General features: G+C 74.9%; 12 protein-coding genes. 4 read left to right on the forward strand and 8 right to left on the reverse strand.

The window, feature by feature from the left end:
* Positions 1 to 109 precede the first annotated feature (109 nt).
* From nudC to Q3W68_RS10600, 3 genes are read right to left on the reverse strand one after another with little or no spacing between them, the layout of a single operon-like run.
* Positions 110 to 1,057, reverse strand: coding sequence for an NAD(+) diphosphatase (gene nudC / locus Q3W68_RS10590; protein WP_302905276.1), 948 nt, complete (start codon positions 1,055 to 1,057; stop codon positions 110 to 112).
* Positions 1,054 to 2,406 carry a pitrilysin family protein gene (locus Q3W68_RS10595; protein ID WP_302905277.1) on the reverse strand — a complete coding sequence of 451 codons (1,353 nt, stop codon included), beginning with the start codon at positions 2,404 to 2,406 and terminating at the stop codon, positions 1,054 to 1,056. The genes nudC and Q3W68_RS10595 overlap by 4 nt, the downstream gene beginning before the upstream one ends.
* Positions 2,403 to 3,713: a pitrilysin family protein gene (locus Q3W68_RS10600; protein ID WP_302905278.1), complete on the reverse strand. Its 1,311-nt coding sequence runs from the start codon at positions 3,711 to 3,713 to the stop codon at positions 2,403 to 2,405. The genes Q3W68_RS10595 and Q3W68_RS10600 overlap by 4 nt, the downstream gene beginning before the upstream one ends.
* Before the next feature lie 230 nt (positions 3,714 to 3,943).
* On the opposite strand from Q3W68_RS10600, the gene Q3W68_RS10605 reads away from it, so the two are divergent.
* Genes Q3W68_RS10605 through Q3W68_RS10620 form a run of 4 tightly spaced genes read left to right on the forward strand, consistent with a single transcriptional unit; the run spans position 3,944 to position 7,103 of the window.
* Complete coding sequence (locus tag Q3W68_RS10605; protein WP_302905279.1) at positions 3,944 to 5,005, forward strand: ABC transporter substrate-binding protein; 1,062 nt, start codon at positions 3,944 to 3,946, stop codon at positions 5,003 to 5,005.
* Entirely contained in the window at positions 5,002 to 5,781 is a 780-nt protein-coding gene (locus tag Q3W68_RS10610) for an ABC transporter ATP-binding protein (protein ID WP_302905280.1), read from the forward strand. Before Q3W68_RS10605 ends, Q3W68_RS10610 begins: the two co-directional genes overlap by 4 nt.
* Positions 5,771 to 6,655, forward strand: a complete 885-nt coding sequence (locus tag Q3W68_RS10615; protein WP_120573242.1) for an ABC transporter permease — start codon at positions 5,771 to 5,773, stop codon at positions 6,653 to 6,655. Before Q3W68_RS10610 ends, Q3W68_RS10615 begins: the two co-directional genes overlap by 11 nt.
* A gap of 4 nt (positions 6,656 to 6,659) precedes the next feature.
* A complete protein-coding gene (locus Q3W68_RS10620) occupies positions 6,660 to 7,103 on the forward strand; it encodes an Rrf2 family transcriptional regulator (RefSeq protein ID WP_120573241.1) in 444 nt (147 codons plus the stop codon).
* A gap of 142 nt (positions 7,104 to 7,245) precedes the next feature.
* Here the strand turns inward: Q3W68_RS10620 and Q3W68_RS10625 are convergent, their stop codons facing one another.
* The 5 genes from Q3W68_RS10625 to Q3W68_RS10645 form a co-directional block, all read right to left on the reverse strand.
* The gene (locus Q3W68_RS10625; protein ID WP_302905281.1) at positions 7,246 to 7,431 is read right to left on the reverse strand and encodes a hypothetical protein; all 186 of its coding nucleotides are present in this window, start codon (positions 7,429 to 7,431) and stop codon (positions 7,246 to 7,248) included.
* 141 nt (positions 7,432 to 7,572) lie between these two features.
* A complete protein-coding gene (locus Q3W68_RS10630) occupies positions 7,573 to 8,826 on the reverse strand; it encodes a DEAD/DEAH box helicase (protein WP_302905282.1) in 1,254 nt (417 codons plus the stop codon).
* A 177-nt stretch (positions 8,827 to 9,003) separates the two neighbouring features.
* Entirely contained in the window at positions 9,004 to 9,207 is a 204-nt protein-coding gene (locus Q3W68_RS10635; RefSeq protein WP_013288421.1) for a cold-shock protein, read from the reverse strand.
* 204 nt (positions 9,208 to 9,411) lie between these two features.
* Positions 9,412 to 12,816: an ATP-dependent helicase gene (locus tag Q3W68_RS10640; protein WP_302905283.1), complete on the reverse strand. Its 3,405-nt coding sequence runs from the start codon at positions 12,814 to 12,816 to the stop codon at positions 9,412 to 9,414.
* A complete protein-coding gene (locus Q3W68_RS10645; RefSeq protein ID WP_302905683.1) occupies positions 12,813 to 16,490 on the reverse strand; it encodes an ATP-dependent DNA helicase in 3,678 nt (1,225 codons plus the stop codon). The genes Q3W68_RS10640 and Q3W68_RS10645 overlap by 4 nt, the downstream gene beginning before the upstream one ends.
* Between the last annotated feature and the right edge of the window lie 134 nt (positions 16,491 to 16,624).

Consider the following 16,624-nt stretch of genomic DNA (forward strand, 5'->3'; position numbering starts at 1 on the left):
CCGCCGCTTTCCTGCCTCACCCGGCCTCGACGGCACGTGTTCCCGGCCCGCGACCGTCGCGGCAACGACGATCCGGGCCGGGGCCGCGTCCACCCGCGGCGACCGCCGGTCAGCAGTGACCGTCGAGCCAGCGGTGCACCAGGAACAACGCGATCGAGGACGGCGGCGGCAGGACCAGCCGGTCTCCCCCGCCCACCGGCACCGGCTCGTCCGCGAGCGCGGCGCCGATCTCCCGGCGGGTGAACCAGCGCGCGTGCGCGATCTCGGCCAGGTCGACCCGGATCGGCGCGTCCGCGTCGGCGCGGGCCAGGAAGCCGAGCATCAGCGAGCCGGGGAAGGGCCAGGCCTGGCTGCCCACGTACGCGATCTCCTCGACCGGGACGCCCACCTCCTCGCGGACCTCGCGCAGCACGGCGGCCTCGGCCGACTCGCCGGGCTCGATGTATCCCGCCAGGCAGGAGTAGCGGCGCTGCCCCGGGGTGCGCGGCCACGCCGCGTTGTTGCCGAGCAGGCAGCGGCCGTCCGGGCCGTCCACACCGTCGTGCACCAGCACGATCATGGCCGGATCGGTACGCGGCCAGACCCGGTCGCCGTCCGGATCGATCCGCGACCAGCCGGCCTCGTCGGCGCTCGTCGCCTTGCCCGTCGTCGACGAGTACCCGTGCCGCAGGTGCCAGTTGAGCAGCGCCAGCGCGGTGGTGAACAGGCCCGCGTCCCGGTCGGTCATCAGGTGGCCGACCTCGCGCAGGTGGGCCGGACGGGTGTCCGGCAGCGCCGGCAGCGGCCCGTCCACCGCGAACACGGGCACGCCGTCCGGCTCGACGCCGAGGAACATCGGCACCGACCGGGGCACCTCGGGCAGCTCACCGGGGCCGACCAGGACCAGCTCCGGTGGGGTCGTCGCGCCCCGGACCAGCGCCCGCCCCTCGGCGGTGGAGTCCAGCACCAGCACCCGGGCCCGCTCCCACGCCTCGGTCAGCCAGCCCGGATCGGTACGCCGGTGCGCGGCCCGGTCGAGCGTCGACCGGGCCAGCGGCGGGGCGGATTCGCCGCTCATGCGGATTCCGTACGCACCGGTGTCACGGCGGCGAGCGAGTCGGCCACCCGCTCGGCGTCGCCGAGCACGACCGTGACCGCACGCGCGGGGGCCAGGTAGCGGGCCGCCACCTCGGCCACGTCGTCCACAGTCGCGGCGGCCAGCCGGGCCGCGTGCTCGGCGAGGAAGTCCAGCCGCAGCCCGTTGCCGGCGTACGCGCTGGTCAGCGACGCGAGACCGGCCTGGGTGGACATGCCGAGCTGGAGCGTGCCGAGCGCGTACTGCCGGGCCTGCTCCAGTTCGTCGGCCTTCGGCGGCACTGTCGCCAGGCGGCCCAGCTCGTAGTTCGTCTCCACGAGCGCCGCCGCTGTCACCTCGGTGGCCACCTCGGCGCCGGCGACGAGCAGCGAACCGGCCACCGAGTGCTCGACGAGCGAGTGCGGCCCGTACGTGTAGCCCTTGTCCTCGCGGATGTTCTCCACCCAGCGGGAGGAGAAGTAGCCGCCGAAGATCAGGTTGGCGAGCTGCAACGCGGCGTGGTCCGGGTGGGTACGCGGCACCGCGGGGAGCGCGAGCCGTACCGAGGACTGCACCGAGCCGGGCCGGTCGACGAGCAGCAGCGGCCCGGGCTCCAGCGGCGGCGCCGGGGGCAGCTCGGCGACGTGGCCGTCACCGCGCCACCCGGCGAGCGCCTGCTCGGCCGCGTCCAGCGCCCGCTCCGGCGCCACGTCGCCGACGAGCACCAGCACCGCGCCGGCCGGATGCACCCGCTCGGCGTGCAGCCGGCGCAACGCGGCCGGGCGGACCGCCCGGACCTGGTCCGGGTCGGGCGTCTGCACCGCGTACGGGTGCCGGCCGTACACCCGCTTGAGCAGCGCGGTGCGGGCCAGGTGCGACGGCTGGCTCTGGGCGACCTGGATGCGGTCGACGAGCCGGTCCCGCTCGGTCTCCACCCAGTCCGCCGGGTAGGTGGCCCCGGTGAGCACCTCGGCGAGCAGCTCCAGCATCCGGTCCAGGCCGGTGACCAGGCCCGCCCCGGAGAGCATCAGCCGGTCCGGGTCGAGACCGGCGGTCAGCCCGCCGCCGACCTTCTGCAACTCGGCGGCCAGCTCGGTGGCGCTGTGCGCCTCGGTGCCGGAGAGCATGGTCTGGGCCAGCATCCCGCCGCGGGCCAGGTGGGTACGCCCGAACGGCATCCACAGTCGCAGCTCGACGAGCGGTACGGAGGAGCGGCGTACCGCGATCACGGTGAGGCCGTTGCCGAGCGTGCGCTCGGCCTGCTTGGGCACCTTGAGGCGGCGGTTGGGACGCAGCGCCGGCAGTGCCCGGACGGCGGCGGTGGCGGTGGTCGTACTCGTGCTCGTGCTCATCGGGCCCCTCCGGCGACGACCTCGACGGACGCGCGGCGCTCGGGCCGCAGGGTGGCGGCGGCGGCGCGAACCTGCTCCTCGGTCACCTCGCCGACCAGCCGGGGCAGGTCGTTGAGCAGGCCGGGTTCGCCCCGCTGCTGTTCCAGCACCGCCATCCGCAACGCGCGGCCGAGCACCGCGTCCGTGTCGCGCAGCAGGTGGGTGGCCATCCGCGCCTGGGTGCGCGCCAGCTCCCCCTCGGTCAGCCCGTCGCTCGCCAGCCGGTCCAGTTCCTCGTCGATGGTGCGCAGCACCTTGTCCACGTCGCCGCCGGGCGGCAGATGTGCCTGGAGCAGCAGCGCGGTGGGGTCGCGCACGTCGAACGGGTCGCCCATGAAGCCGAGGTACCCGCCGAGGCTGGTGACCGACCGGTCGCGCTGCACCAGCCGCTCGACCAGCCGCGAGGCGTCGCCGTCGGTGAGCACCTCGGCCAGCACCACGTAGGGCAGGTAACCGGCGAAGTCGCTGATCGGGTCGGGCACCCGCCACGCGCCGGCCACCGCCGGGAGCGGGGCCAGCGCGTCGGTGTACGTGCTGCGCCGCTCGGCGGTCAGGTCCGGCTCGGCGAAGTCGGGCCGCTGCGGGGCGGGCCGGGCCGGCACGTCCCCGAAGTGCCGCTCGATGAGTGTGGTCGCCTCGGCCACGTCGATGTCGCCGCTGACCGCGAGCACCGCGTTGCCGCTGGCGTAGTAGCGGCGGAAGAAGTCGGCGGCGTCGGCCACGGTGGCCGACTCCAGGTCGACGAAGGAGCCGTAGCCGTCGTGCGCGTTGGGGAAGGTGTCGAACATCACCGGGGGCAGCGTCAGCCAGGGGAACCCGCCGTACGGCCGGTTCAGCACGTTGACCCGGATCTCCTCCTTGACCACGTCGACCTGGTTGCGCAGGTTCTCCTCGGTCAGCCGGGGGCCGCGCATCCGGTCGGCCTCCAGGAACAGCGCCCGTTCCAGCGCGTTGGCGGGCAGCGTCTCGAAGTAGTCGGTGTAGTCCAGGTGGGTGGAGCCGTTGAACGTCCCGCCCGCGCCCTGGACGTGCCGGAAGTGGGCCAGCTTCTCCAGGTTCTCCGAGCCCTGGAACATCAGGTGCTCGAAGAGGTGGGCGAACCCGGTGCGTCCCTCCGGCTCGGAGCGGATGCCGACGTCGTAGACCACCGCCACCCCGATGACCGGGGCGCTGCGGTCCGGCGTGAGCACCACGCGCAGGCCGTTGTCGAGGGTGAACCGTTCGACCGGGTACTTCGTCGCTGGGATCTTCGCTCTCCGCGTCGGCACGAGATCGACATTAGCGCTTCGGTACCGGCCCCACCGCCGGTGTGCCGCGGCCCACCGGACGGCGGTGCCGGCGGCTGGCCGACCGGCCACGCTTTCTCCACCGAACAGGTGGGAATTACCGGGAAATCCCAGGTCGCGGGGTGTGACCCCCGGAACGGGGCTTGACGACGCCGGACCGCTGGCCCACTCTTCCTACCAACTAAATAGGAATACTGCGGATTGGACATTCGATGAGAGGGCTTCCCCTGCGCCGCCTGGCCACCCTGGCGGCCCTGGCCGCTGTCGGCGCGGCCACGCTCGGCACCACCGCCGCCTGCGGCGAGGACAGCGACGCCGGCGCCGGATCCGGCCCGGTGACGCTGCGCCTGGGCTACTTCCCCAACATCACGCACGCCCCGGCCGTGGTCGGCGTGGAGAAGGGGATCTTCAAGGAGAAGCTCGGCAGCGACGTCGAGCTGGACACCAAGACGTTCAACGCCGGCCCGGCCGCCATCGAGGCCGTCTTCTCCGGCGCGCTCGACGCCACGTACATCGGCCCGAACCCGACGGTGAACGCCTTCTCGAAGTCCAAGGGCGAGGCGGTCCGGGTCATCTCCGGCGCCGCGTCCGGCGGTGTCGCGCTCGTGGTCAAGCCCGGCATCACCTCGGTGGAGCAGCTGCGCGGCAAGAAGATCGCCACCCCGCAGCTCGGCAACACCCAGGACGTCGCGCTGCGCTTCTGGCTCAAGGAGAAGGGCCTGGAGACGACCAAGGAGGGCGGCGGCGACGTCAAGATCGTGCCGCAGGAGAACGCCCAGACGATCGAGACGTTCGGCAGCGGCGCCATCGACGGCGCCTGGGTGCCCGAGCCGTTCGTCTCCCGGCTGGTGAACGCCGGCGGCAAGGTGCTCGTCGACGAGCGCGACCTGTGGCCGGACAAGAAGTTCGTCATCACCAACCTGCTGGTCAGCACCAAGTTCCTCAAGGCGCACCCGGACGTGGTGAAGAAGCTGGTCGAGGGTCAGGTCGCGGCGAACGAGTTCGTGAACACCAAGCCGGACGAGGCGCAGCAGGCCATCTCCGACCACATCGGCAAGATCACCGGCAAGCCGCTGGACCTCAAGCTGATCAAGCAGGCCTGGCCGACGCTGGAGTTCACGAACGACCCGATCCCGTCGTCGCTGAAGACCGGTCTGGACCACGCGGTCGCGGTCGGGCTCACCCAGCCGGTCGACCTCAACGGCCTGTACGACCTGAAGTACCTCAACGAGGTGCTCAAGGCGCAGGGCAAGGCCGAGGTCAGCCAGCCGTGACGTCGACAAGCACGACCCCGCGCAGCGCGACCGGCTCGGTCGCGCTGCGCGGCGTGACCAAGGTGTACGGCCAGGGCGAGCAGGCGGTCCTGGCGCTGGACGGGCTGTCGCTGGACGTCGCTCCCGGCGAGTTCGTCTGCATGGTCGGCGCGTCCGGCTGCGGCAAGAGCACGCTGCTCAACCTGGTCGCCGGACTGGACCGGGCCAGCGGCGGCACGATCGAGCTGGGCGAGGGCGTCAACCCGGGACTGATGTTCCAGGAGCCGGCGCTGTTCCCGTGGCTGACCGTCGAGGGCAACGTCGAGGTGCCGCTGAAGCTGCGCGGACTGCCCCGCGACCAGCGCAAGGAGCGGGTGGCCGAACTGCTGCGCACTGTCCACCTGTCCGAGTTCGGCCGCAAGCGGCCGCACCAGCTCTCCGGCGGCATGCGGCAGCGGGTCGCGCTGGCCCGCACGCTCGCGCTGGAGACGCCGGTGCTGCTGATGGACGAACCGTTCGGCGCGCTGGACGCGATGACCCGCGACATCCTGCACGACGAGCTGGAGCGGATCTGGACCGAGCGCAAGCTCACCGTCCTGTTCGTCACGCACAACGTCCGCGAGGCGGCCCGGCTCGCCGACCGCATCGTGCTGCTCTCCAGCCGGCCCGGCCGGATCATCTACTCCACCGAGGTCGCCGTGCCGCGCCCCCGGCGGATCGACTCGCCGGAGGTCTCGGCCATCGCCGCCGAGGTCACCGACCGGCTGCGCAAGGAGGTGGGCCGGCATGGCCAGTGACACCCTGTCCGCGTCGGCACGGGCCGACGCGGAGATCTCCGGCCTCGACGCGCTGGAGATCGCCGGCCGGGAGAAGGGCCCGTCCCGGGTACGCCGCCTGTGGTCGGCCACCTGGCCCAAGTTCGCCGCGCTCGCGCTCGCCGTGGCGATCTGGCAGGCCGTGGTCTGGTCCGGGTGGAAGGAGCCGTGGGCGCTGCCCGGCCCGGCAGTGGTCTTCGGCGACCTCGGGGAGTACCTGCTCAGCTCGGCGCTCTGGGAGGGCCTGGCCACCACCGCCCGGCGGGCGGCTGTCGGGTTCGCCGCCGCTGTCGCTGTCGGCCTGCTGCTCGGCCTCGGGGTGGCCCGGGTCAAGGTGCTCCGGGCCGCCCTCGGCTCGATGATCACCGCGTTGCAGACCATGCCGTCGATCGCCTGGTTCCCGCTGGCCATCCTGCTGTTCCAGCTCAGCGAGCAGGCGATCTTCTTCGTGGTGGTGCTCGGCGCCGCGCCGTCGGTCGCCAACGGCGTCATCCACGGCGTGGACTACGTGCCGCCGCTGCTGGTCCGCGCCGGCCGCAACCTCGGCGCGCGAGGGCTCAACCTCTACCGGTACGTGATCGCGCCGGCCGCGCTGCCGGCCATCGTGGCCGGGCTCAAGCAGGGCTGGGCGTTCGCCTGGCGCAGCCTGATGGCCGGTGAGCTGCTGGTGGTGATCGCCACCCGCACCTCGATCGGCGCTCAGCTCACGTACGCGCGCGAGCTGAGCGAGGCACCACGCCTGATGGCCATCATGATCGTCATCCTGGTGGTGGGCCTGCTCGTGGACACCGCGTTCGGGGCCGCCGACAAGGCGATCCGCCGCCGCTGGGGCGTGCTGGACCAGGCCGGCAACTGACGTCGTGTACATCTCCGCGCGCGCCGACTACGCGCTCCGGGCCATGCTCGCCGTCGCCGACGTCGCCGGGACCACCGGCGACCCGGCGGCCGGCGGCGGCGAGCTGGTCAAGGCGGCGAGCCTGGCCGAGAGCCAGGACATCCCGCTCAGCTTCCTCCAGGGGATCCTGCTCGACCTGCGGCGGGCCGGACTGCTGCACAGCCACCGCGGCACCGAGGGCGGGTACGCGCTGACCCGGCCGCCGGACGAGATCAGTGTGGGCGACGTGCTGCGCGCGGTGGGTGGCGCGATCACGAGCGTGCGGGGCATTCCCGCCGACCGGGCCGGCTACCACGGCGTGGCCACCGGACTGCGGGACGTGTGGCTGGCGGTGGACGGCGCGATCGCCCTTGTGGTGGACCGGACCACGCTCGCCGACCTGCTGAGCGACCGGGCCACGGCACCCTGACGCTCGTCCGGTCACGGGGGTGGTCGGCCGGGTGCCCGATCGGTCGTCGGCCGCGGAGGCATGACTCCCGACCGATATGACGCTGGGGCATGTTTATGCCTGGGAGTCATACCGGTGTCTCGGCATCATCCGCCCGGGGCGGCTACTGGGTGTGCGGGGCGCTCATCCCGGGCGTGAAGCTGCGGGCGGCACCGCGATCCGGCGAGCCGCCCTCGGAGGGCTGCCACGGCCCGAACGCGGCCACCGCGGCGAGCGCCAGGCCGGCACCCGCCACCGCGAGCACCAGCAGCACTTCCCGTGCTCCGCCCGATCCGGCTTCCCCCGCCATGAACCGCTCCCTCCGCGTCCGGCCGACCCCCGACCGGTCCCCCCGCGCAGCAGCATCACCGCCGGGTTCCGGGCGCACAGTCGGGCAGCCGACCGAACATCGGCTGATTCCCGACTCAGGCCGGTCGGACGCGGGCTGCGGTCAGCGGCGGCGCGGGCGCCGACGGGGGCGGGTTCCGGGGGCGGGGTGCGCGGCGGCGGGCGCGGTGATGGTCACCGGGACGCCGGACGGCTCCCGGGCGCCGGTGAGGCGGCTCAGCTCGCTGTCGCCGGGGCGTACCCGCGTGGTCTTGGGGTTGATGCCCGCGGTGCTCATCAGCCGGGCGACGTCGCGGCGCTGGTCCGGCAGGACGAGCGTGACCACGGTGCCCGACTCCCCGGCCCGCGCGGTCCGGCCGCCCCGGTGCAGGTAGTCCTTGGCCTCGGTGGGCGGGTCGGCGTTGACGACCAGGTCCAGCCCGTCGACGTGGATGCCCCGGGCCGCCACGTCGGTCGCCACCAGCGCGGTGACCTGGCCGGTGCGGAACTGCTCCAGGATGCGGGTGCGCTGCGGCTGTGACTTGCCGCCGTGCAGCGCCGCCGCGCGTACGCCCTTGGCGAGCAACTGGCGGGCCACCCGGTCGGCGCGGTGCTTGGTGGCGATGAAGACGATGGTGCGGCCCTCGCGGGCGGCGATGTGCGCCAGCGCGGCCTGCTTGTCGTCCGCCTCCAGGTGCAGCACGTGGTGGGCCATCGCGGTGACGGTGGCGGTGCCCGGGTCGACTGAGTGCGTCACCGGGTCGGCCAGGAAGCGGCGGACCAGCCGGTCCACGCCCCGGTCCAGGGTGGCCGAGAAGAGCATCCGCTGGCCACCCGGTGCGACCTGCTCCAGCAGCTTCGTCACCTGCGGCAGGAAGCCCATGTCGGCCATCTGGTCGGCCTCGTCCAGCACGGTGATGGCCACCTGGTCCAGCCGGGCGTCCCCACGGTCGATCAGGTCGTGCAGCCGTCCCGGCGTCGCCACCAGCACCTCGGCACCGGCGCGCAGCGCGGCCGCCTGGCGGCCCAGCGAGAGCCCGCCGACGACCGTGGCGCAGCGCAGGCCGAGCGTGGCGGCGTACGGGGCGAGCGCGGCGGTGACCTGCGCGGCCAGTTCACGGGTCGGTACGAGCACCAGCGCGAGCGGGCGGCCCGGGCGGGCCCGGCGTCCGGCCGTACGGTGCAGCAGCGGCAGCCCGAACGCGAGCGTCTTGCCGGAGCCGGTGCGGCCCCGGCCGAGCACGTCGCGGCCGGCCAGCGAGTCCGGGATCGTGGCCGCCTGGATCGGGAACGGCGCGGAGATGCCCTGCGCGGCCAGCTCGGAGACGAGCGCCGGGGCCAGGCCGGTGGCGGCGAACGTGGGCAGGGTCGTGGTCATGCGGAAAGCCTTCCTCGAGGCGGCACGTGTCGAGGAAGGGCGCCGGAGAACGGCGCGTCACCGGCGTCGCCGGTGGTCACAAGCACGAACCGAAGGGACGGGCCGGCCCGGCAGAGGCGGGCCGGCCCGTGCACCGCGCCCGAGAGGGCGCGGTGGTGGTGCCGGTTGATCCGAAGATCAGAGCGGGCGGATGTTCTCCGCCTGCGGGCCCTTCTGGCCCTGGGTCACCTCGAACTCGACCCGCTGGTTCTCGTCCAGGCTCCGGTAGCCGGAGGTCTGGATCGCCGAGAAGTGGGCGAAGACGTCGGCGCCGCCGTCGTCCGGGGTGATGAAGCCGAAGCCCTTGTCAGCGTTGAACCACTTGACGGTGCCAATTGCCATGTGTTTCGTCTCCTTGACGGAACGGTCGGCCCGCACGTGTTGCGGGCCGGAGAGGAGCACACCGCGCGTGGAATACGCGGCGTGCCTGTCGCTGCTGGTCGCCCCGCCCGGAGAACTCCGGACACAACAAAGAGCGCCTGGGGCCACAATCCGCCAGGCGCACACAGAGTCTCTGGAAACCAAAACTGCAACCCAGACAACATATCACGGATTCGTGCGCTGCGGTAGATCCCCCGGGATTTCCGGCACTGCGGCCACCAGAGCGGCCAGTCCCGCCGCGTCGAGCAGGTCGGCCGGGCGGACCGTCGCGGAGTCCCGCACGTAGTGGAACGCGGCGCCGACCCGGTCCACCGGCACCCCGGCCAGCTCCGCCCAGGCCAGCCGGTAGACCGCCAGCTGCACCGCCGCCGCGTCGGCCTCCCGGCCGGCCGGCTGCCGCCCGGTCTTCCAGTCGACCACGTCGTAGCGCCCGCCCGGGCGGGCGAACACGGCGTCCATCCGGCCCCGGACCACCACCCCGGCGATGACGGTGGCGAACGGCACCTCCACCTCCACCGGCACCCGGTCGGCCCACTCGCTGGCCAGGAAGCGCTCCTGCAACTCGACCAGCGCCTCGTCCGGGGCCGCGTCCTCGTCCGCCGCGCCGGGCAGCTCGTCCACGTCGAGCAGCCGGTCCGCGCCGAAGCGCTGCTCCAGCCAGGCGTGGAACGCCGTACCGCGCCGGGCGTACGGGTTCGGCTCGGTGGGCATCGGCCGGCGCAGCGTCCGGGCCAGCGCCTCCGGGTCACGGCGCAACGCCACCAGCTGGGTCACCGAGAGGTGGCCGGGCAGCTCGACCTCGACCGCCTCGGCCTGCCGGGCCAGCTCCGCCCGCTCGGCGAGCAGAAGATCGGCCTCGCGCCGCCAGCGGGCCACCTCGGCGTCCTCCGCCGCTCCGGTGGTGGCGAGCACCGCGGCCTCGCGGCGGGCCGTCTCCGGGTCGGCCAGGTGCCGGCGGACCAGCGCCGCCGCCTCGGTCAGCGCGGGCCGGCGGGTGCCGAGCGGGTCGGCCGGCCACTCGGCCCGCAGCACCGTCTCGGTGGTCGGGTTCACCGCGTCGCCGGCCGGCTCGGGTGTCCACGCGTCCACCACGTGGCCGTCCGCGCCGGCCAGGCAGGCGTCGTGCACCTCCCGCAGGAACACCGACGGGCCGCGGAACCGCTTGGTCCCCTCCCCCCACCAGTAGCCGGAGCAGAGCAGCAGCCGGCGGGGGCGGGTCACCGCCACGTACGCCAGCCGGCGCTCCTCCCGCTCGTCGTGTGCCCGCCAGGCGTCCGTGAAGTCGGCGAGCGCCCGGGCCACGCCACGCTGGTCCTCCGCCTCCGGCAGCCCCAGTTCGGGCAGCCCGTCCGCGTCGCCGCGCAACGGGAACGGCAGCACGCCCAACCCGCCCAGCCAGTGGTCGGAGTTGCGGACCGGCCCCGGCCAGACGCCCCGGGTCATCCCGGCCACCGCCACCACGTCCCACTCCAGGCCCTTCGCGGCGTGCGCGGTGAGCACCTGCACCGCGCCGGCCACCACCTCGACCTCGCCGGGCGCCAGCCCGCGCTCCTCGTCCTCGGCGGCGGCCAGGTAGGCGAGGAAACCGGCGAGCGTCGCGCCGGGCGTCTCGCCGCTGAACCGGGCCGCCACGTCACCGAGCGCGTCCAGGTGGGCGCGGGCCAGCCCGGCGTCGCCCGCGCCGTCCCGGCCGGCCCGGACCGCCACCTCGACGTCGAGCCCGATGGTCCGCTCGATGTCCGCGATCAGTTCCGGCAGCGACTGGTCCAGCCGGTAGCGCAGCAGCGCCAGCTCCATCCCGTACGAGCGCAGCCGCGCGTAGCCCTCGGCCGAGTACGCCTGCGCCGGCCCCAGATCCGCCAGCGCCTCCACGAGCGTGGCCTCGTCCAGCGCGTCCACCGTGATCTCCGGCGCGTCGTCGCCGGTCAGCTCCCGGCGGCTGCGGGCGATCGCGCGGGCGCGGCGGTGCAGGGCGACCAGGTCACGCGGGCCGATCCGCCAGCGCGCGCCGGTCAGCAGCCGCAGCAGCGCCGCCCCGTCGGTCGGGTCGGCGAGCACGCGCAGCGTGCACACCACGTCCCGTACCTCAGGGGTGTCCAGCAGCCCACCCAGGCCGACCACGTCGACCGGCAGCCCGCGGGCGCGCAACGCCGCCTCGATCGCCGGGATCTGGCTGCGCAGCCGCACCAGCACCGCTGTGGTCGGGCGGCGGTCGGCCGGAATGTGCTCGGGCAGCGCCCCCGGCATCCCGGCCGCGCCCCGCCAGGCCGCCAGCACGCTGTCCGCGATCCAGTCGGCCTCGTCGGCGTACGTCTCCAGCAGCGCGCAGTGCACGGTGCCGCCCGCCTGCCCGCCCGGCGTGCGGTGCGGGATCGGGTCGCGGACGCTGAGCGCGGCGTGCAGTTCCGGCACCCGCGCGCCGGCCGCCCGCAGCGGCACCGACAGCGTGTTGGCGACGCCGAGGATCTCCGGCCGGTTGCGCCAGCTCGTGGTCAGGCTGAGCACGTCGGCGGGGCGGCCGTCGGTGCGGGCGAACTCGGCCGGGAACCGGTCGAGCGTGCCGGCGCTGGCCCCGCGCCAGCCGTAGATGGACTGGCACGGGTCGCCCACCGCCGTGACCGGGTGGCCGCCGCCGAACAGCGCGTTGAGCAGCACCACCTGGGCGTGGCTGGTGTCCTGGTACTCGTCGAGCAGCACCACCCGGAACCGGTCCCGCTCGATCACGCCCACGCCGGGGTGGTCGCGGGCCACCCGGGCCGCGCGGGCGAGCTGGTCGGCGAAGTCCATCGCCTCGAAGTCGTCCTTGCGCCGGGCGTACGCGCGCACCAGCGGCAGCAGCTTCAGCCGGGTCCGCTGGAGCTGGAGCGCCTTGCGCACGTCGGCGTAGACCCGGCCCGGCCGGGACTGCACGTCGGCGAAGAACCGCCCGGTCCAGGCGGCCAGCTCGTCCGGGTCGACCAGGTGCTCGTCCAGCTCACCGGCGAGCGCCAGCACGGCGTCGGTGATGGTCGACGGCATCCGGTCCACCTCGGACATGTCGCCGTCGTAGTTGCGCACCAGCAGGTCGACCAGCTGCCAGCGGGACGCCTCGGTGAGCAGCCGGGTGGTCGGCTCGTACCCGGCGCGCAACCCGTGCTCGGTGACGATCCGCCCGGCGTACGAGTGGTACGTGGACACGGTCGGCTCGCCCGCCAGCGGGTCGTCGTGCGGGTCCCGCCCCTGCCGGCCGAGCCGCCGGATGAGCTGGTCGAGACGGGTGCGGACCCGGTGTGCCAGCTCGCCGGCCGCCTTACGGGTGAAGGTGAGGCCGAGGATGTGCTCGGGGCGCACGTAGGAGTTGGCGACCAGCCACATCACCCGTGCGGCCATGGTCTCGGTCTTGCCCGAGCCGGCGCCCGCGACCACCAGCAGCGGCTCCACCGGCGCGGCGATGATCGCGGCCTGCTCCCGGGTGGGCGCCGGCAGCCGCAGCAGCCGGGCCAGCTCGACCGGCGTGTAGCGGGGCCCGGCGTCGGCGGTGCGCGGCGCGGGCGTGGCGGAGGCGCCGAACAGCGCCGGCTGAACGCTCATGGCTGGCTCTCCGGCGGCGGCTCGACCACCTGGCGGCCCTGACCTGAGACCGGGCAGCTGGTGCGGACCGGGCAGACCCGGCACTTGGAGTTGGCGACGGCGGCGAACGTGGATGCGGCCATCGTGTCGGCGGTACGGCGTACGAGCGCGGTGGCCCACCCGGCCTCCGGCCCCTCCCCGGCTGCGGCCTGGGTCTGCTCCTTCGCGTCCCGCGCGCCGGTGCCGAGCTGCACCAGCGCCGCCCCGCCCGGTTCCTCGCCGAACTCGGCGAACCCGCCCGCCTCCACCGCCGCCTGATACGCACCGAGCTGCGGATGCTCGGCCACCTCCCGCTCGGTGACCGCCGTCGACTTGCCGGTCTTCAGGTCGATCACCACGAGCCGCCCCTCGTCGTCGACCTCCAGCCGGTCGACCCGGCCGGTCAGCTCGATCGGGCGGGACGGATCGTCGAGGCGCACCGCGAACTCGTGCTCGATCGCGAGCAGCCGGCGCGGGTTGCCGGCCAGCCAGCGCAGCAGCTTGTCCACCATCGCCTCGGCGCGCTGCCGCTCCGGGCCGGCCATCCACCGCGCGGCCAGCTCGATCGCGTCGAACCGCGCGGCCACGTACTCCAGCAGCGCCTCCCGGTCGACGCTCGCGTCCTCCGCGAGCATCGCGGCGGCGTGCACCAGGTTGCCGACGCCCTGCGCCGCGCTGGCCGGCCCGCTGCCGCCGTGCCGTTCCAGCAGCCAGCGCAGGCTGCACCGCAACGCGCTCTCCATGGCCGACGGGGTGACCCGCACCGGCTCGCCCTCGTCGACCAGCGGCCGGTCGTCGGAGAGGCCGCGCAACCCCCACCAGTCGTCGGGGTGCGCGCCGGGCACCCCGGCGGCGGCCAGCCGCGCCAGCTCACCCGCCGCCGCGTGCCGCCGGGTGATCGGCGTCGCCGGGTCGGTGACAGCGGTACGCAGCTCCGCCACCAGCGCGGACAGGGTGAGCCCACGCGGCGGCAGGGTGACCGGGAGCGCCGAGGGCGGCCCGTCCTGCGGGTGCTCGTCCCCGTGCGGCACCGGCCCGTCGGGGGCCGCGGTCGGGCTCGGACCGTTCGAGCCGTTGCCGGCCGGGCCGTTCGGGGCCGGGCCGGTGGGGGCCGGGCCGGGCGGGGCGGTGCCGGTTCCGCCGGTGGCGGGTGGGTCGGCGGCGGCCAGTTCGTGCAGGAACCGGCTCGGCTGCTCCTCGTGGTCGTCCCCGCCGACCGCGGCGGACGCGACAGCGGTGACGAGCAGCCGTCGCCGCGCCCGGCTGATCGCGACGTGGAACAGCCGCCGCTCCTCGTCCAGCAACGCCGACGTCTGACCGACCAGGCTGGCCCGCAGCCCGGCGCCGTCGGCGCGACCGGCGAGCACGTCGACGAGCCGCTCCGAGCCGAGCAGGCTGCCGCGCAGGCGCAGGTCCGGCCAGACGCCCTCCTGTACCCCGGCCACGGCGACCAGATCCCACTCCAGGCCCTTGGCGGCGTGCGCGGTGAGCAGGCGTACCGCGTCACCCCGGTCGGCGGCGGCGGCGAGTGTGTCGGCTGGAAGCTCCTGCCCGAGGACGTGGTCGAGGAACACCTCGGTACGCGCGCCGGGCAACCGGTCGGTGAACCGGGCCGCCGCGTCGAAGAGGACAAGCACGGCGTCCAGGTCACGGTCGGCGGCCTCGGCCCGCCAGCGCTGGGCGGTCTCGTGCTCACCCGTGGCCGCGCGCCCCCGGCTGATCGCCCCGGCCCAGCGTTCGGCCAGCCCGCTCTCCCGCCACACCGCCCAGAGCACGTCCTCGACAGTGGCACCGGGCCGGCCGGCGGTCTCCCGGGCGGTCGCGAGCAGGTGCGCCACGGCCTGCGCGGGAGCCGCCCAGCGACGCTCGATGGTGGCCAGCTCGGCCGGGTCGCGCAGCGCCTCCACCAGCAGCTCGCCGGAGGGACGGCGGTCGCCGCCGGCCAGCGCCAGCGCCCGCAACCCCTGGCGCAGCCGCCGTTCGGCCAGCGGGTCGGCCCCGCCCAGCGGCGAGTGCAGCAGCGCGACCGCCGACTCCTCGTCCAGCCGGTCGGGTTCGAGCGCGCAGCGCAGCAGGAGCAGCAGCGGGGCGACCGCCGGCTGGAGGTGCAGCGGCAGGTCCTCGCCGTGCACGACCGTCGGCACACCGGCGGTGTGCAGCGCGCGCCGCAGCGACGGCAGTTGCCGGCCGGTGGAACGGACCAGCACCGCCATCCGGGACCAGGGAACGCCGTCGAGCAGGTGCGCCTCGCGCAACGCGTGCGCCAGCCACGCCGACTCACTGGTGGCGGACCGGAACGTCCGTACCTCCACCGATCCGGCGGGTGCGCCGGGAAGCGGGCGCAGCCGCCGGTGCGCCGCCGGGCCGCGCAGCCGCCGGGCCAGCCGGGCGGTGGCCGCGAGCAGTTCCGGCCCGGCCCGGTACGAGGTGGTCAGCGTGACCTGTGCGGCCGGCGCACCGGAGGCGGTGCGGAAGCGGTGCGGGAACGTGGTGACGCCCGCCGGGTCGGCGCCGCGGAACGCGTACGTGGACGAGTCCGGGTCGGCGAAGGCCACCAGGGAACGGCCACCACCGGCCACCACGGCGAGCAGGTCGAGCTGGGCCGGGTCGGTGTCGGCCAGCTCGTCGACGTACACGTGGGCCAGCCGGCGGCGCTCGGCGGCGAGCAGCTCGGGATCGTCGAGCAGCATGCCGGTGGCGGCGCGCACCAGCTCCGCCGGGTCGTAGGCCACCGAGCCCCTGTTGCTCACGTCGCGCAGGGCGAGCACGGCGACGTACTCCCGCAGGAAACGCGCGGCGGCCGGCCAGTCGGCGCGGCCCAGCTTCTCGCCCAGCCGGGCCAGCTCGACCGGGCCGACGCCGCGCTCCGCGGCACGCATCAGCAGGTCACGGAGCTGCTGGGCGAACGCCCGGGTACGCAGCGCGGGGCGCAGATCCTCCGGCCAGCCGACCGGGTCGTCGCCGGGCTCCTCCCCCACCACGTCGAGCAGCTCCCGGATGATCAGATCCTGCTCCGGGCCGGTGAGCAGCCGGGGCGAGGGCTCGCCGCGTTCGGCCGCCGCGCGGCGCAGCAGACCGAAGGCGTACGCCGGGAACGTGCGCACCAGCGGCTCGCGGACCACCCGGTGTCCTTCCCCGGCGATCCGCGCCTCGATCCGGTGGCGTAGTTCGGTGGCGCCGCGCCGGCCGAAGGTGAGCACGAGGATCCGCTCCGGGTCGACACCCTCGGCCACGCGGGCCGCGACGGCCTCGACGAGGGTCGTCGTCTTGCCGGTGCCGGGACCGCCGACGACGAGCATCGGCCCGTCGGTGTGCGCCACCACCTCGGCCTGCACCGCGTCCGCCGCAGGCACACGGCTCAGGCCCTGCCCGCCCCCGGCCTCCCGGCTCTCCTCGCCGGTCCGCGCTTCTGCGGCCCTCGCATCCGGCGTGGTGGGTGAGGCAGCTCCGCCCGTGTCGGTGGCGGGAGTCGTGGCATCGGCGGATGTGGGCGACGTGACGGTCTCCGGGTGCGCGGCATCGCCCGCCGACCCCCCGGATCGCGGCTCCGCATCGGCCGGCCCGCCGGGCCGACCCACCCCCTGCCCCGCCCCGGCGTCGTGGGTGACCCCCGCCTCCGCGCCGCCGGGCCGGCGCACCAACCGGTACGCCTGCATCACCGACATCCCACCACGCCGGTACGACACCCGGAAACCGACGGCCGTCCCGCCAGTCACCAGCCCACCTGCCCGCAGTGCGCACGACTGCCGGACTCTCCTCCACGGCCGGCTGCCCGAGCGTCCACGCCACT

Source organism: Micromonospora sp. C28ISP2-4 (assembly GCF_030519385.1).
Lineage (GTDB): Bacteria > Actinomycetota > Actinomycetes > Mycobacteriales > Micromonosporaceae > Micromonospora > Micromonospora tulbaghiae.

What these genes read in the sequence shown, in the direction of transcription:
- Q3W68_RS10630 (WP_302905282.1), bottom strand. Translation starts at nt 8,826, where the DNA reads ATGACCACGACCCTGCCCACGTTCGCCGCCACCGGCCTGGCCCCGGCG.
- nudC (WP_302905276.1), bottom strand. Translation starts at nt 1,057, where the DNA reads ATGAGCGGCGAATCCGCCCCGCCGCTGGCCCGGTCGACGCTCGACCGG.
- Q3W68_RS10605 (WP_302905279.1), top strand. Translation starts at nt 3,944, where the DNA reads ATGAGAGGGCTTCCCCTGCGCCGCCTGGCCACCCTGGCGGCCCTGGCC.
- Q3W68_RS10625 (WP_302905281.1), bottom strand. Translation starts at nt 7,431, where the DNA reads ATGGCGGGGGAAGCCGGATCGGGCGGAGCACGGGAAGTGCTGCTGGTG.
- Q3W68_RS10640 (WP_302905283.1), bottom strand. Translation starts at nt 12,816, where the DNA reads ATGAGCGTTCAGCCGGCGCTGTTCGGCGCCTCCGCCACGCCCGCGCCG.
- Q3W68_RS10645 (WP_302905683.1), bottom strand. Translation starts at nt 16,490, where the DNA reads ATGCAGGCGTACCGGTTGGTGCGCCGGCCCGGCGGCGCGGAGGCGGGG.
- Q3W68_RS10615 (WP_120573242.1), top strand. Translation starts at nt 5,771, where the DNA reads ATGGCCAGTGACACCCTGTCCGCGTCGGCACGGGCCGACGCGGAGATC.
- Q3W68_RS10595 (WP_302905277.1), bottom strand. Translation starts at nt 2,406, where the DNA reads ATGAGCACGAGCACGAGTACGACCACCGCCACCGCCGCCGTCCGGGCA.
- Q3W68_RS10635 (WP_013288421.1), bottom strand. Translation starts at nt 9,207, where the DNA reads ATGGCAATTGGCACCGTCAAGTGGTTCAACGCTGACAAGGGCTTCGGC.